Origin of the sequence: Prosthecobacter sp., assembly GCF_020439865.1 — a bacterium.
Lineage (GTDB): Bacteria > Verrucomicrobiota > Verrucomicrobiia > Verrucomicrobiales > Verrucomicrobiaceae > Prosthecobacter.
This window is the reverse complement of the sequence record NZ_JAGRPF010000129.1, coordinates 1-16,253: the sequence shown is the minus strand read 5'-3', so window position 1 is coordinate 16,253 and position 16,253 is coordinate 1. Positions and strand designations below refer to the sequence as shown.

General features: G+C 60.2%; 13 protein-coding genes. 8 read left to right on the top strand and 5 right to left on the bottom strand.

What is annotated here, in order from left to right; all coding sequences use genetic code 11:
* Positions 1–23 precede the first annotated feature (23 nt).
* Entirely contained in the window at positions 24–1,130 is a 1,107-nt protein-coding gene (locus KDL09_RS15150) for a hypothetical protein (RefSeq protein ID WP_294386727.1), read from the top strand.
* Here KDL09_RS15150 and KDL09_RS15145 read toward each other — a convergent pair.
* From KDL09_RS15145 to KDL09_RS15130, 4 genes are read right to left on the bottom strand one after another with little or no spacing between them, the layout of a single operon-like run.
* On the bottom strand, positions 1,099–2,100 hold the full coding sequence (locus tag KDL09_RS15145) for an acyltransferase (protein ID WP_294386724.1): 1,002 nt from the start codon (positions 2,098–2,100) through the stop codon (positions 1,099–1,101). The genes KDL09_RS15150 and KDL09_RS15145 overlap by 32 nt on opposite strands.
* Positions 2,101–2,120: 20 nt before the next feature.
* Entirely contained in the window at positions 2,121–3,278 is a 1,158-nt protein-coding gene (locus KDL09_RS15140; RefSeq protein ID WP_294386720.1) for a hypothetical protein, read from the bottom strand.
* Entirely contained in the window at positions 3,278–3,730 is a 453-nt protein-coding gene (locus tag KDL09_RS15135; RefSeq protein ID WP_294386718.1) for a DUF1854 domain-containing protein, read from the bottom strand. Before KDL09_RS15135 ends, KDL09_RS15140 begins: the two co-directional genes overlap by 1 nt.
* Positions 3,727–5,907, bottom strand: a complete 2,181-nt coding sequence (locus KDL09_RS15130; protein WP_294386715.1) for an ABC transporter ATP-binding protein — start codon at positions 5,905–5,907, stop codon at positions 3,727–3,729. The genes KDL09_RS15135 and KDL09_RS15130 overlap by 4 nt, the downstream gene beginning before the upstream one ends.
* A 163-nt stretch (positions 5,908–6,070) precedes the next feature.
* Between KDL09_RS15130 and cphA the strand changes: the two genes are divergently transcribed.
* The 7 genes from cphA to KDL09_RS15095 all read left to right on the top strand — a co-directional run bounded on the left by cphA (position 6,071) and on the right by KDL09_RS15095 (position 14,188).
* Positions 6,071–8,677, top strand: a complete 2,607-nt coding sequence (cphA, locus tag KDL09_RS15125; RefSeq protein WP_294386713.1) for a cyanophycin synthetase — start codon at positions 6,071–6,073, stop codon at positions 8,675–8,677.
* A 76-nt stretch (positions 8,678–8,753) separates the two neighbouring features.
* Positions 8,754–9,404 carry a glycerol-3-phosphate 1-O-acyltransferase PlsY gene (plsY, locus tag KDL09_RS15120; RefSeq protein ID WP_294386710.1) on the top strand — a complete coding sequence of 217 codons (651 nt, stop codon included), beginning with the start codon at positions 8,754–8,756 and terminating at the stop codon, positions 9,402–9,404.
* On the top strand, positions 9,401–10,402 hold the full coding sequence (locus KDL09_RS15115) for an NAD(P)H-dependent glycerol-3-phosphate dehydrogenase (RefSeq protein ID WP_294386707.1): 1,002 nt from the start codon (positions 9,401–9,403) through the stop codon (positions 10,400–10,402). Before plsY ends, KDL09_RS15115 begins: the two co-directional genes overlap by 4 nt.
* Positions 10,403–10,476: 74 nt before the next feature.
* On the top strand, positions 10,477–11,334 hold the full coding sequence (locus tag KDL09_RS15110) for a class I SAM-dependent methyltransferase (protein WP_294386704.1): 858 nt from the start codon (positions 10,477–10,479) through the stop codon (positions 11,332–11,334).
* Between the two features lie 21 nt (positions 11,335–11,355).
* Complete coding sequence (locus tag KDL09_RS15105; RefSeq protein WP_294386701.1) at positions 11,356–12,276, top strand: ABC transporter permease; 921 nt, start codon at positions 11,356–11,358, stop codon at positions 12,274–12,276.
* Positions 12,269–13,255: an ABC transporter permease gene (locus KDL09_RS15100; RefSeq protein WP_294386698.1), complete on the top strand. Its 987-nt coding sequence runs from the start codon at positions 12,269–12,271 to the stop codon at positions 13,253–13,255. Before KDL09_RS15105 ends, KDL09_RS15100 begins: the two co-directional genes overlap by 8 nt.
* A gap of 114 nt (positions 13,256–13,369) precedes the next feature.
* Positions 13,370–14,188 carry a hypothetical protein gene (locus tag KDL09_RS15095; protein WP_294386695.1) on the top strand — a complete coding sequence of 273 codons (819 nt, stop codon included), beginning with the start codon at positions 13,370–13,372 and terminating at the stop codon, positions 14,186–14,188.
* A gap of 17 nt (positions 14,189–14,205) precedes the next feature.
* Here the strand turns inward: KDL09_RS15095 and polA are convergent.
* The coding region (gene polA / locus KDL09_RS15090) for a DNA polymerase I (RefSeq protein ID WP_294386694.1) at positions 14,206–16,253 on the bottom strand (2,048 nt) is incomplete at its 5' end.

Genomic DNA, 16,253 nt, shown 5'->3' with positions numbered 1-16,253 from the left:
CGGCATCACGTTTGGGTTTTCTCATGCATCTCCAGAACCAGCTCATTCGCATCCCAACAGGCTCAAACATGCCGCTTCTGCGCGCTGAATGGAAGCGTTTGGAGATCGACGAGCACATCGTTGTCACCGAATCGGATGATGGATTCGTTCATCTCGGCGTTTCGGCTGAGATGCGGGATTTGATGCCGGAATTCGACACGATCGACCTCGCCGCCAAACTCAAACTCGACGGCCAGAACAACAACGACGACCTCCTCCGCGAGATCTGGCTCACACTGCTGAACAGCCCCGTGCTGCTCGATTTTCCGAGTGCTGAGGAACTGCAGTCGTCCGTGAACATTCGCCGGAACATTGCGCGCAACGCTGCTCGCACGCTCCTGAACTTTCACACCTCCGCTATCGAGCGGCCGAGCGAGTGGAGTTACTCGGAGGACACCGGTTTCGTGCTTGTGCCGGGCAGTTCGCTCATTGAATCGCTTCGCAAGGCCTGCCAACCGGAGCCCGGCGGTCAGTTGTATTCCTTCTCGTGCTATCGGGCATCAGAGTATGTGATCCTGCTCTCGATTGCAGAAGAGGCGCGTGAATGTCACCCCGAATTGTTGCGGCGCCTGCAGAAGCAGTGGGAACGGAAAGCGATTCAGTCGGGCCGCTTCCACGAGGTCTTCATGAATGAACTCGGCACGGTGGAGGAACCGCTGCCCATGCACTACTACGTGCCCGGAGATCGTGTGTGGTTTCGCAATCCGGACGAACCCTCCGAAGATGCCACGGGTTATGAGGGATCGTGGGTCGAGTATCTTGGCGGCGGCTTGTTTTCGAACTTTTGGAAGCGTGACGCGCCGTTCACCGTGCTCAGCAAGTGCATCGAGATCTATCACTGGCGGCACTCGACGTTCCGCGATGCCCAGGGCGAAATGCAGATGGATGAAACCAAGGTCGAAGCGCTGGTGGCGGAGACTTTGGCCGACCCGGAAGCCTGCGCGCAGGTTTACGAGCGAATGCACCGCATGCGCGATCCGCTGGACGTGTATGCCGGTGGTGGCTGCATGGATGCCACGCGTGAAACGCCCAAGTTTGTGACAGCCGCCCACTGCGACATCATCCAGGGACTCGATGAGCCTTTGGCGTGAACCAGCGGTGAAACCACGCTGCAAACGCGATGCTGGTGATGAATGCCAGCAGCAGTCCAATCATCGCAGAAAGAGGTGATGACAGTCCCAGCGCAGCATACAGGCCATTGGCCAGCAGCAGGACCGGGAAGTGCACCAAAAAGAGCGAGTAGGAAATCCGGCCGAGAAAGGCCAGCGGTCGAAAGTCGGGCCAGCGTTCAAGAAATCCGACTCGGCGGCCGATCGCGAGCATCAGGCAGACCACGAGTGCGATGGACAGGCGTTCGCGAAACTCGACGAACAACGCGGTTGTGGTCACCAAGGCAATGACGGCGATCCAGATGGGTCGTTGTTCGCGATTCGAAGCCCACCAAGCTGCCGCGCCGAGGCCATAAGACCCGAAGAAGTAGAGCGCCCAGTTGTCCCAGTCGTCATCCCGATTGAACCAGAACATCGAAGCCGCGGCGAGCGTCAGCACGAGGATCGGCGCCGCAAAACGGACGCGCCCGATCCAAAGAAGAAGCGCAATCCCAGAGAAGAGTTGAAAGTCGATGGCGACATACCACACGCCCGCCGAGAGGGATTCAAAACCCATGACATTTTGCAGCAGGAAGAGGTGCGCCAGCCATTGCGTGAATGTCGCGCGTGCAGGAATGGCTTCATGGTCCAGCACCGGATCGACAACCCAAACCGCCAGCACAGACAGGGTGACAGCAGCCATGTAAGGCACCACAAGACGGACGTAGCGCTTCCAGATCAACGGCAGCGGCGACACGCGCAGCGCCTGGCCTTGAGGCGACATCGCTCGCGTGGCAAGGAAGCCACCGATGACCAGAAACACCTGAACCGCCATGCCGCCATGGTCGCAAATCCATTCGAAGGTGGCTGGAAAGACATCCCAAACCGTGTCCGACATCGGAAAATAGGAGACAAAGTGCGTCAGCAACACCGACAACGCTGCGAGTGCCCGCAGAGCATCGATGAGTGGCATGCGATGGAACGCCGAGCTCATTACAGCTTCAAATAGAGCTTCCGGCGATGCATCCAGAACACAATGAGCCAAAGGATCGTCAGACTGCATGCACCGATGAGCACGGGCTGCATGGGACGGCCGAGAATCTGGAAGACACCTTTTCCGAGGTGCTGCTTGAGTCCTTTGGCGAGCGGGACTTCTAACGTGTGCCGCATGAGATAAAACGTAAGCGAGTTCATGCCCATCACCACAAAGGGAAAGGTCCAGCTTCGCCATTGACGCATGTCCACGAGGTAGTGCAGCGTCGCCAAGGTCAGGAAGACACATCCGCCGCTGAACAGCGCCCATGACGGCGTCCACAGGTGTTTGATGATGGGGCAGATGCCTCCGAAGTGGATTCCCAGACTGATGGCAATCAAGGACGTGCCTGCGATGACCAGACGGCGGGTGGGCTGCGTTGTTTGTTTGAGCCAAGTGCCGGCCATCAGACCGAGAATCATCGTCGGGATCGTCGAAAGCACGTTCAGCGTCGTGTAGCCGCCCAAATAACCAACATAGGGTCTGACGCGCGGAAATTCGTTGAGCAGCCACAGGTCGAAAGACCAGCCCGCATTGCGGTTGTGATTCCAGTGGGCAAAGAAGCCGCCGACATCGTGGTTCCAGCCCTCCGGCACGTTGAAGGCGTCCGGATCGGCATGAGGTGGCAAAACGGGATGCAGCGCGAAGATGAGCCAGTGGGCGACTAGAAACGCGCCACACCAGAACAAGCGCGTTTTGGTGCCGCAGAAGGCCAGGGCGAACACCACCATGTAGCCGAGGCCCATCTGAGTGAGCGTTTCGTCGAAGGTCCAGTTCGTCGTGTCACGACCGAGACTGCGAATGAAGATGCCGAGAAAGATGAGGGCCACCGAGCGCCAAAGTGCATGCAGCGTCATGGCAACCTTCGACTGGCCTTTCATGATGCGCGACGAAATGGACAAGACCAGCGACGTGCCGGTGAGGAACGTGAAGGACGGATTGATCAGGTCGTTGAGCGAGCATCCCACCCACGGCACGTGTCCGGAGTGAAAGCCGATGAACTGCCAGATGGCGCTGTCGGGGAACTTCAGCGCGACTTCGTCGAGTTCCATCAATCGCATGCCCACGAGGAACATGACGATGCCGCGATACACGTCGATGGAGAGCAGGCGATGCATCAGTAGTAGCGCTCGAGTCGGCGCCTGCTTTGTCGGTCGAGATCCGTGATCTTTGGAATCAGGTAGCGGGTGCCGAGCTTGTCGAAGATGACAAGACGGCCGCGCCCAAGTGGGTGAATGCTCTCATCGGTCTCGATGCGAAAGGTCGTGGCGCCGCGATCGGTGTCCACGAGCCAGTCGTGGCCGTCCGGTGCGCGTTTGATCGCCAGAATGCGTCGGATCACCGGAACGAAATGGCGTTTGGCCAGCGCGGCATCGAGCAACTGCCGCTGATCGGCCTCCAGCGTCGCCGGATCTTCGATGCAGGCGAGTTCCTGGCCTGTTTCGCTGAGAATGGAAACCCAGTGATGCGGCTCGGTGAGCGGAAACAACCGCAGCGGACGCACCTTCTCATGACGGACGCCATCGGCGTCGATCAGGGCGAGTTCGGAGCCGTGAGGAACGAGTTTCATGCCTGATTCACCTCCACCATCGCCTGATGCAGCCGGGCGTAGGTGCCGCTGCTGTTCATGAGTTCTTCATGCGTGCCTGTTTCGCTGATGACGCCGTTTTCGATGACGACCAGGCGGTTTGCCCGCCGCAAAGTACCGAGACGGTGCGCGATCGCGATCGTGGTGCGGCCTTTGATCAGGTGTTCGAGCGCGGCCTGAATCTCGAGTTCGGTTTCCGTGTCCACCGACGACGTGGCTTCATCGAGGATCAGGATCGCCGGATCGACGAGCAGCGCTCGCGCGATGCTGATGCGTTGCCGCTCACCGCCAGAAAGCTGCTGTCCTCGTTCGCCGACCATCGAATCGTAAGCGTCCGGGAGCTTCATGATGAAGTCGTGGGCTCGCGCGGCCTTCGCAGCAGCGATGACCTCCGCCCGTGTCGCTTCCGGTCTGCCGTAGGCGATGTTTTCCGCGATGGTGCCGAAGAAGAGATAGGGCTCCTGCAAAACGAGGCCCAAATTGCGGCGGTAGTCGACGACGTCGATGTCACGCAGGTCGTGACCGTCCACGAGCACCGCGCCCTCGCTCACATCGAAGAAACGGCAGGCGAGATTGACAAGTGTGGTCTTTCCAGCGCCGCTGGGTCCCACGAGTCCGATCATCTCGCCGGGTTCGATTTTCAAATCGATGCCGCGGATGATCTGACGCGAGCCGTGGCGGAACTTGATGTCGCGAAACTCGATCTTGCCGCTCAGGCGGCCGACTTTTCGCATGCCGGTGGTGATTGGCATGTCGGGCTTCACGTCGAGGATGTCGAAGATGCGATGCGCGCTGGATGCGGCGCGCTGTGCGGAGGCCACGAAGCGGCTCATGGCGTCGAGCTTGCCATAAAATCGACCGACATAGAGCACGAAACCGGTCAGCACACCCACGCTCGTGCTGTTGTGCGCGACACTGTATGCGCCGACACCCCAGACGATGAGCAGGCCGATGTCCGTCAGCAACGTGATGGTCGGATCGAAGAAGGACCAGGTGCGGTTCACTCGGTCATTCGTGTCAAAGATCTGCTGATCCTGCTCGCGGAAGCGCTCGATCTCGCGCTGCTCTTGGGCGAAGGCTTTCACCACCCGCACGCCGGGAATCGTGTCCGACAGCACGCTGTTCATGGCGCTCCAGGCGCGGCTTGCTGCGGCAAAACCGCCGCGCAGACGGCTGCGCACCCATTGAACCAGCCAGCCCACGATGGGCAGCGGTCCGAGCGCGGCGAGGGCGAGCACCGGATGAATCGTGAAGAGAATCACCGCCGTGAACAGGATGGTCATCACGTCGCAGGCGAAGTCGATGAAATCGACCGAGATGAAGAGTGAGATGTTGTCCGTGTCAGACCCGATGCGTGAGATGAGGTCACCCGTGCGCTTCTTGCCAAAATAGGTCAGCGAGAGCTTCTGCAGGTGCTCGAACGTCATCCGGCGCATGTGGCTGGTGACATGCTCGGCCACTCGCGAGATAACGTAAGTCGTGGCCCATTGCAGCACCCATGTGAGCAACGCCGCGCCACCGAGCATGAACATGAAGTGATACACGCGGCTGACTTTCACCTCCTGCGTGGCGCTTTGCAGAGGGATCAGCACGTCATCAACGAGCGACATCGTCAGCCACGGGCTGATCAAGCTCGTCGCAGTGCTGGCGATCGTGAGCACAAAACCCAGCAGCATAAGCTTGTACCACTTGCTCGAAAAACGAAACAACCGCACGAGCGGCCGGCCCTGTGAATGCGGAACGGCGGACTCTTCCGCCGTGAAGATTTCTTCATCGTCGTCGTCCCCAGTCTCGTCGGAGATCACGAGGCCCCGCTGTTCCTTGAAGCGAATGATAAAGGCCTCTACCTCGCGAAGATGGCCCGAGGTAAGCCGCCAGTGCCAAGTGCTCGAGTCATTTTGAACGAGATGAATCGCCGCCGTGGCGCCCATTTCCTCCAGCTTCAGGTCCTGCACCTCGGCCAGCGGCCATGCGTGAAATGAGGTCGCCTCGACGTGCAGCAGCCGGGAATTGGTGAGCACGATCAGGCCACCATGGAAGTGCAGGCTGGCGTCCAAATCGATCGCCAGCCGGGCAACGATGCGCTCTCCTGTTTCCAAGTGTGTCTCGGCACGCTGGATCAGGGCTTCATGAATCTCGCTGGTGGCTGGAAGGGACAAGCAGGGGCCGAAATTGGCTGCCGATAGTCCGGCAGTTGCCGCCCTTGTCAAACATGCGCCCTTCCGGTTTCAGGGATGTAAGAACATCAACATCCCCTCGTTTCCGGCGAGCTTTTCCTTGACCCGAAACGGGGATGGGAACTATTCCGCGCCACCTCCCTGCTTGCCCCCCCCTGATCCATCCGGCGACCTTCGATCGACCGTCGCCCGCAAAACACTCGCTTTACGCGGGCCCAACCTTTGGGCGCGGGAGACCGTCCTCGAATGCTGGGTCGAATTTCCTGAGATCGCCAATCCCGTGGGCAACTGGCGATCCTGGCTGCTTTCCTGGCTTCCCGGTTTGGAGGCACAGTTCGCCGAGGCGGACACCACACCGACACCGGAGACGCTGGCCGGCCTGATCCAGCACATCACGCTGCATCTTCAGAGCCGCACGGATTTGCAGGTCAGTTTCGGAAAAGTAGTGCACACCTCCCAACCCGGTGTGCTGCGCATCATCATCCAGTTTGACGACGAGACCGTGGCGCGGGCCGCCTTTCAACTCGCACGCCGGATGATCGACTCTGCCTTGTGGGGCCAGACTCTGGACGTCAATGCAGAGATCAACCTGTTGCGTGAACTCGCCCAGGACGTCTGTCTCGGGCCGAGCACGCGGGCGATGGTGGACGCGGCAAAGGTCCGCGCCATCCCTGTGCGCCGCCTGACTGAGGGCAGTCTTGTGCAACTGGGCTGGGGCTCAAAACAAAGAAGAATCCTCGCAGCAGCCACCAGCCAGACGAGCGCCATCGCCGAAGACATCGTTCAGGACAAAGACCTGACCCGGCGTCTGTTGAACGAGGTCGGTCTGCCAGTTCCTCAAGGAAGGCCGGTGACGTCGGCGGATGACGCATGGGCGGCTGCCAACGATATTGGTCTGCCGGTCGTCGTGAAGCCGCGTGATGGCAATCAGGGCCGCGGCGTCGCGCTCAATCTCTACACCCGCGAGCAGATCAATGTCGCCTATGCGGCGGCGAAGGAGGAGAGCGACTCCGTCATTGTCGAACAGTTTGCCGAAGGGGAGGACTACCGCGTTCTGGTGATCGGTCGCGAACTGGTCGCCGCCTCGCGCCGCCAGCCCGCCCACGTGATCGGAGACGGGGTGCAAACGGTGCACGAGCTGATCGCGGAAAAGAATCGTGATCCACGCCGCGCGGCTGACCACGCTGCCGCGCTGAGCCGGATCCGCATCGATGCGGTCGCCACGGCTGTGCTGGCGGAGCAGGGTGTCACTCCGGATTCGATTCCCGGGAAGGGCCGCATGATCCTGATCCGCCGCAATGCTAATCTCAGCACCGGCGGCACGGCGGTGGATTGCACGACCGAAGTGCATCCCACCATTTGCGCTGCAGCGGTCGAGGCCGCGCAAACCGTCGGCCTGGACATCTGCGGTATCGACATGATCGCACCTGACATCACGCAGCCGCTCAGTCCGCGCAACGGTGTCATCATCGAGCTGAACGCCCGTCCGGGGCTGCGCATGCATCTGTATCCTTCGGAGGGCGAGCCGAGGCCCGTTGGCAAGGCGGTCATCGACACCATGTTCCCAGCTCATTGCAACGGACGCATCCCGGTCGTGGCCGTGACGGGAGTGAATGGCAAAACAACGACCACTCGTTTCATCGCACACCTTCTTGGCCAGAATGGCTGGTGCGTCGGCATGACCAGTACCGATGGCGTCTTCGTTGGCAGCCGCATGATCGACTGCGGTGACTGCAGCGGTCCGAAGAGCGCGAAAAGCATTCTCGCCTATCCATTGTGTGACGCCGCCGTGCTCGAAACTGCTCGTGGCGGAATCCTGCGCGAAGGGCTCGCCTTTGATCACTGCGATGTCGCCGTCGTCACCAACATCGGCGCCGGCGACCACCTGGGCATCAATGAAATCAACGCGCCTGAGCAGCTCGCCGAGGTAAAGCAGTGCATCGTCGCTGCCGTGTCGGCGAACGGAACGGCGGTTCTAAACGCCGCCGATCCGCTTGTGGTGAAAATGGCCGACACCTACCCGCGTCGGACGATCTTCTTTGCCCTCGACGGTGAAAATGCGGTGATCACACGGCATCGGAATCAGGATGGGACGGCCGCTTTCGTGCGCGACGGACGGATCATCCGTGCTGAAGGGTCGCGTGAGCAAGCCTTCATGGCACTGGCCGAGATTCCGCTCACGCATGGCGGGAGGATCGGCTTTCAAATCGAAAACACGCTGGCTTCCGTGGCCGCGGCATGGGCTTTGGAAATCGATGACGAACTCATCCGGCAGGGGGCGCGGACGTTCATCCCCGGCCTCGATCACAATGCCGGGCGCTTCAATGTCCTCGACCTCAGCGGTGTTACCGTCATCGTCGATTACGGCCACAACGTGGATGCGCTTCGTGCTCTGCTTGACGGCCTGCGGCATTTTAGCAATCAACGCCGCATCGTCGTCTATACCTCCGCGGGTGATCGCCGGGACAGTGACATCATCGAGCAGGGGCGCATGCTCGGCAGCGACTTCGACGAGGCCTGGCTCTATGAGGGCGACTATGTCCGGGGACGTGAATCCGGCGAGATAATGAAGCTGCTCGCCTCGGGGCTGCAGGGGGCTTCACGGACGAAACGCGTCGAGTCGATCTTCGGCCACCTCGACGCCGTTGACCGTGCGCTCGAATCCGCGAAGCCGGGGGATCTGGTGATGATCCAGGCCGACACCGCGGACGAAACGGTGCGGCATTTGAAAGACAGGCACGGGGCAAAATAGGGGCAGGATGCGGCAGCCGGGATGAAATGCTTGCCATCTCGCTTGTCCTTCGGCTACTAGGAGCCTGCGTATTGCCATGACCACAACCACAGCCACTCTCCTCAGCATCGCCTGCGGCTACCTTTGCGGCTCCGTGCCGTTTGGTTACCTCGCGGGACGGTTGAAGGGCATTGACATTCGCCAGCACGGCAGCGGCAACATCGGTGCCACGAATGCGATCCGCGTGCTGGGGAAGGGAATCGGCATACCCGTTTTCATGCTCGATGTTTTCAAAGGCTGGCTGCCTGTATGGCTGGCTGCGGGCTGGATTGCGCACACCGGAACGGATGTCGAAGTCGTCACCATCGGAAAGGTGCTCACCGGATTCGCGGCGGTGCTCGGCCACATGTTCACGTTCTGGCTCGGATTCAAAGGTGGCAAAGGCATCGCCACGACTTGCGGCGTGCTGGCCGGCATCTCCTTGGCGGGAATGATTGGCGGCTGGATCGGCTTCCTCACCTTTCTCTTCGCGTTTCGCTATGTTTCGCTTGGCTCGCTTGCTGCGGCGGTCGGTGTGCCCTCGGCGATGGCGATTCAAATGTATCGTGAGGGACGCTGGGATTTCGTGATGCTCGGTTTCGGCATTGTCGTGATGATCCTGGCCTTCGTGCGTCATCGCTCAAACATTCAGCGCCTGATCGCGGGCACGGAGAGCAAGGCGTTCACCAAAAAGAAGCCACAGTCATGATTCAGTCCGCCACAGTCATTGGTGCCGGAAGCTGGGGCACCGCCATTGCCTTTGTGCTGTCGCTGCGGGGCTTGAACGTGCAGTTCTGGGGCCGCGATCCCGAATTGATGTCCCAGATTCGCGACACCCGTCGCAACGGGCGCTACCTGCCTGACCTAGTGCTGCCTGACAACATTGAGGTCACGTCCGACCTTGCGGCATTGAAGCCGGCAGACATGCTCGTGTTCGTGGTTCCTTCGAAGGCGATGCGCAGCACGGCGGAACTCGTGGCAAAAAGCAACGCAGCTTCCAGCGCCCGGGTGCTGGTCTCCTGCGCGAAAGGCATCGAACTCGAAACCGGCCGTCGCATGAGTGAAATGATCGGCGAATCGCTTCCGGGCATCCCGCTTGCGGTGCTCACCGGTCCGAATCATGCCGAGGAGGTTGCCAGCAAGCTCGCCACCGCCGCCGTCGTGGCCTGTGCGGACGATGACATCGCCAAGGCTGTGCAGTCGTGTTTTACCCTGCCGTTTTTCCGTTCCTACACCACTGACGACATCATCGGCGCCGAGTGGGCCGGAGCGATGAAGAACCCCTATGCCATCGCCGCCGGCATGGCGCTGGGCTTGAAGCTGGGCGACAACGCCATCGCGGCGCTGGTGACGCGTGCGCTCGCTGAAATGGTGCGCCTCGGTGTCGCTGAAGGCGGCAGGATCGAAACCTGCTACGGCCTCAGTGGCGTGGGCGACCTGATGGCCACCTGTTACTCCGAGCACAGCCGTAATCACCGTGTCGGCGTCATGCTCGGCCAAGGGAGGGCGCTCGATGACATCGTGGCGAGCACACGCATGGTTGCCGAAGGTGTTCCCAACACCGCCAGTCTGCATCGCGCCGCCAAAGAACGAAGCGTGCGCACCCCGCTGCTTGATGAGATCCATGCCATTCTCTATGAGGGCAAGGCCGCCAAAGACGGCATGCGAGCGCTGCTTTCGCGCGACCCAAGACCGGAAGCGGATTGATCGTCGGCAACCGGAGCAGGTTTAAAGCCCGTTGATTCAGGGCGGATTTGAGGCCATGAGCGGGGTCAAATCTCATGTCCGACCCCAACGGTTACGAACTCCTCGACAGCGGCTCATTTCAGAAGCTGGAACGCTTTGGCAGCGTCGTGCTCTCACGGCCCTGCGCGCAGGCGGTCTGGCGGCAGACGCGTCCCAAGGCCGACTGGCAGAAAGTCACCGCCACTTTTTTCCGCGACGGCGGCAATCAGTGGCGTGGACGGGACAAACTGCCCGAAACGTGGACCATCGAGGTCGATGGCACGAAGTTTCAGCTCAGTTCGACCGACTTCGGACACCTCGGCATCTTTCCCGAGCAGCGGGACCAATGGCGGCGCATTCGTGAAACCTGTGCGGCGTATGCAAACCTCCACAATCGACCCGCGCGGGTCTTGAACCTCTTCGCCTACTCCGGCGGGAGCACGCTGGCCGCTGCACACGCGGGTGCGGAGGTCTGCCATGTCGATGCCTCGAAAGGCATGGTCGATTGGGCGCGCAAGAACGCGGCGTTGAACGGCCTCGAAGAGAAGCCGGTACGCTGGATCGTGGACGATGTGACGAAGTTTCTCGAACGCGAACTGCGGCGTGAGCGGCAGTACGACCTGCTGATCCTCGATCCGCCGAGTTATGGCCGCGGAGCGAAAGGCGAGGTTTTCAAAATCGAAAATGACCTTCCGCCGCTGCTCTCCCTGCTCGGCAAACTGATGTCCTCCCAGCCGCTCGGCGTGCTGCTGTCCTGCCACACGCCGGAACTCACACCAATCTCGCTGCATCATCTGCTGCTGCAGCAATTTGGCCAGAAAAGCGGCAAACTTGAGCACGGAGAGATGCAGCTTCGGGGTGCGAAAGATGTGCTGCCCGTGCCCAGCGGCAGTTTTTGCTGGTGGCTGGCCTGATCGCATTCGACATTTGCCGTAATGCTTCCGTTCCTCCTCCGCCGCGTCTTCAGCAGCGTGATCGTGATCTTTTGTGTGATCTCGATCACCTTTGTGCTCGCGCGGATCACCCCCGGCGGGCCTTTTGACACCGACAAGGTGGTGAGTGACCAGGTGATGAAGGCAAAGCTGGCCCGCTATCATCTCGACGGCTCCACATGGACGCAGTACACCGCCTACGTCTCGGCCATCGCCCAGTTCGACCTCGGCGTGTCCACCAAATACCGGGACTGGCGCGTGTCGGAACTGCTGCGGCAGAAGCTGCCCAACTCCTTTGTGCTGGGAGCACTGGCTTTTGTCATCGCAAGCGGAGCGGGAGTGTTGTTCGGAAGTCTGGCGGCCATGCGCAAGGACTCGTGGATTGATCGCACCGCCATGTTTGGTGCGCTGCTGAGCATTTCGATCCCGTCGTTCATCAGCGGGCCGTTTTTGATCGCCATCTTTGCCTTGTGGCTCGGCTGGCTGCCCGTGGGCGGCTGGGGAACGGTGTCCCAGATGATTCTTCCGGCGCTCTGTCTTGCCGCGCCCTACGTGGCCTATGTCGCGCGTTTGATGCGCAACAGCCTGCTGGATGTGTTGAAGAGCGACTTCCTGCGCACCGCTCGCGCGAAAGGGCTCACTGAAACACAAGCCGTGGCCCGACACGCGGCCAAAGTGGCGATCCTGCCCGTGATCACCTTCCTCGGACCGCTGGCGGCGCATCTGCTCACCGGTTCGATGATCGTCGAGAGCGTCTTCAACATTTCAGGCGCCGGCATGATCTTTGTGAACTCGATTCAGAACCGTGACGTGTTCGTTCTCTGCGGCGCCGTCATCGTTTATTGCGCCCTGCTTGTGCTCTTCAATCTCGCCGTGGACGTGATCTACACGCTGCTGGACAAACGCATCCGCCTTTATGCCTGATGCCGCCGCTCCAGCACGAATCGCCCGGCCGGACGGCTGGCAGATCCTGAAGCGCAACCGCGCAGCAATCATTGCGCTTGGGTTCCTCACCGGCTTGTCGGTCATCGCCATCGTGGTGCCGATGCTCTTGCCTGACGAGTTGAAGATTACCAGCAGCGCCTCGTTTGTGCCGCCGCTGCAGCATTCGGCGGAGGACCACACTCTGCATGTTCTGGGCACGGACGTGAACGGTCAGGACATGCTCTACCGTCTGCTTTCCGGCGCACGCGTCTCGCTCGGAGTCGGCCTCGTCGGCGCGCTGATCAGTCTTGTCATCGGCACGCTCTACGGCATGATCAGCGGCTATGCGGGCGGCCGGGTGGACGGCTTCATGATGCGCACGGTCGAGGTGCTGCAATCCGTGCCGCGCATTCTCTTCATCATGATCCTCATCGCCGCGCTTGATGACTACGTGAAGGGATGGATCGACGGCTGGCGCCTGCTGGCGCAAAAGAACAACTGGTCCGGGACCGCGGAGAACATGAGCAGTTTGAAGGCTTACTCGAAGGTGCTGGTGATGATCGTCTCGCTTGGTCTCGTTGAATGGCTCACCATGGCGCGCATCGTGCGCGGGCAGGTGCTCGTGCTGCGTGAGATGACCTTCGTCACGGCGTCCAAGGCGATGGGGCAGGGGAGCTGGGGCGTGCTGCGCCGTCATCTGCTGCCAAACCTGAGCACGGTCATCCTCACCTACCTCACGCTTACGATTCCCGCCGTCATTCTCGACGAATCCTTCCTGAGCTTCCTCGGTCTTGGCATCGAAGATCCTGCTGCAAGCTGGGGCTCGCTGCTGAAGGACGGCGCGCAGGTCATCAACCCGCTCGAAAGCAAATGGTGGCTCCTCGTTTTTCCCGCGCTCCTCATGTCCGCCAGCCTCCTCGCCCTCAACTTCCTCGGCGACGGCCTGCGCGATGCGTTTGATCCGAAGAGCGGGGAGTGAAGTTAATCAACTGAAAGGCTGTGCCTGATCCTAGGTCACCAAAAAATGTAAAAGATGGTGTTGACACGTTGTTACGGGAATTATATTATCAATTGTAATAATTGAGTTTACAATATGAAGACAACAATAGACTCCATTGCCTCCGGAAATGCGCTCGAAATCTCGGCAACACGACCGCCGGATAGCGTGGATGAGCAGTCGTCACCAAGAACCAAGCTGTCCGACAGCATCGTTCGAAGAGCGAGCTACGTTGCTGCGGTTTTTTTGGTGCTCACAGCGCTCGCGCATTTATTTTTGAAGGAAGGCACCGCCAACCTTCCTGGATTTGTGTTCATTGACGTGGATGCCGAAGCCAATATCCCCACTTGGTATTCTTCAATGTTGTTGGAGATCCTGGCAGTCATTGCTTTCGCCATCAGCAATTATGACATCCCGGCGCAAAAGACCGGTTGGCGTGGCATTTCCCTGATCCTGTTCTTGATGGGCATGGACGAGGTGGCCAGCATCCACAACATGCCTTCCCGCCGTTTGAGCGAGATGTTGGGACTCGAAGGTGGTTACATGATGAATGCTTGGGTCTTGCCTGCCGTCATCGTATGCGTTGTTTTGGGAGTGATCTACCTTCCATTTATCTGGCGGTTGCCAAGCTGGCTCAAACGCGGACTCATTGTGGCATCGGTTGCGTATTTGATGGGAGCCGTGGGTCTCGAAGTCCTGAGTTCGAAACTTGAGTATGTCGCAGGTGGTTTGAAATATGATGGGTTGAAGTTTTACTCGCTCCGATTCGAGCTGTGCGCCGTGGCCGAGGAAATCTATGAGTATGTGGGCATCCTTGCTGCCATGGCGGCACTGCTGAAACATGCGTCCAATCTGGGTGCGCGGCTGACACTTGATTTTGCCGGAGGGGCAATGACTGCGCGGCCTGCGATGTAATGCAGCGCAGGAGAAGATCAATGCGCCTGCAGCCAGTTCGTGCCGGTGCCTGCCTCGACTTCGACCGGGACGCCTTCTAAGGGGAGCGCATTCTTCATCGCATCGAGAATGATCGCACGGGCCTGCTCGACCTCGCTTTCGGGCATCTCGAAGAGGAGTTCGTCGTGCACCTGCAGCAGCATGCGCGTCTTGAGACCGGCTTTGGTCAGCGCGGCGTCGACGTGGATCATGGCGAGCTTGATCATGTCGGCGGCGGTGCCCTGGATCGGCGTGTTCATCGCGACACGTTCGGCCTGGCCGCGGACGGTGGCGTTGGCGCTGGTGAGGTCGCGTATGTTGCGACGGCGGCCGGTGAGAGTTTCGACGTAGCCGCATTGTTTGGCGTCTTCGACGATCTTTTCCATGAAGCGTTTGATGCCGGGGAACTGCTTGAAGTAGTTCTCGATGATTGTGGCGGCCTCGCCGCGCGGAATGCCGAGTCGCTGGCTCAAGCCGAAGGCGGAAATGCCGTAGATGATGCCGAAGTTGACCATCTTGGCGGTGCGGCGCATTTCGGGGAGCACGCCGTCGAGTTCGACGCCATAAACGCGCGCCGCAGTGGCCTGATGAATGTCGATGCCCTGCGCGAAAGCCTCGATCATGGCCTTGTCGCCGCTCAGGGCGGCCATGACACGGAGTTCGATCTGCGAGTAGTCGGCGCTCATCAACACCCAGTCGTCGAAGCCGGGGACGAAGGCCTTGCGGATCTCACGACCGAGGTCGGAGCGGATGGGAATGTTTTGCAGGTTCGGATCGCTGGAAGCCATGCGACCCGTTGCGGCCATAAGCTGATGGAACGTGGTGTGGACACGACCGGTGACTTTTGAAACGGCATGCGGCAACGCTTCAACGTAGGTGTTGTTGAGCTTGGTGACCTCGCGGTAGTCGAGGATGTCCTGCACGATGGGATGAAGACCGGTGAGCGATTGGAGCACCTGCTCGTTTGTCTGATACTGGCCGGTGGCGGTCTTCTTCGGCTTGTCGAGGAGCTTAAGGCGGTCAAACAGCACCTCGCCCATCTGCTTCGGGCTGTTGAGGTTAAAGGGGCCGCCCGCGACCTCGTGGATACGCTTCTGCAGCTCCTGCGCCTTCTTTTCCAGTTCGATGCCATATTCGCGCAGCGCCTGCACATCGATCTTCACACCGAAGTTCTCCATCTTCGTGAGCACGGGAAGCAGCGGTGACTCGACGGTGTTAAACACACGCGTCTGGCCGTGAGGCGCCAGTTCGGGGCGCAGCTTTGTGGCGAGCTGCCACGTCACATCAGCATCCTCGGCGGCGTAGTCGGCGACCTTCCGGGCGTCCTCGGCGGCAACGTCAGCCATGGTGGCCTGGCTGAACAGATCGTCCTTTTCGGTGCCAATGAGGCTGGTAATCGGCACCGGCGTGTAGTGGAGGTAGGTCTCCGAGAGGAAGTCCATGCCATGGCGCTGCTCAGGCTCGATCAGAGCGTGCGCGATCATGGTGTCGAAGTAAGGGCCTGCGACCTCGACGCCATGCGCGAGAAGCACGCTGAGGTCGAATTTGAGGTTGTGGCCGATCTTTTCGATGCCGTCGCGGGTGAACACGTCTCGGAATTCTTCGAGCACCGACTTCGCGGCGGCCTTCTCCCGTGGAAAGTGAACGAACCAGCCCTCATGGGCCTGCCATGAGAGCGCGATGCCAACGATCTGCGTGTCACGCGGATCAAGCCCAGTCGTTTCCAAATCGAAGCAGAAGGATTTCAGCTTGCCAAGCTCGCCGATAAGGTTCCGGCGCTCCTCGGCGCTCTGCACGAGGTGATAGACGTGAGGGGTGTCGGCGATGGTTGTGAGTTTTGCCGCGACGGGGGCCGTGAAGAGGTCTTCAGCCACAGGCGGAGCCTCGGATGCCTGGCTGGCCGTCTGTTGTTCCGCTTTGCGGCCTCGACCAGCCTTGAAGTCATCGCCGAAAAGGCGGCGGCCCAGCGCGTTGAACTCAAACTCGGTGAAGAAGGCTTTCAGCGCGTCGTCATTGTGAGGCCGGATGACCAGATCCGCGACCTGGG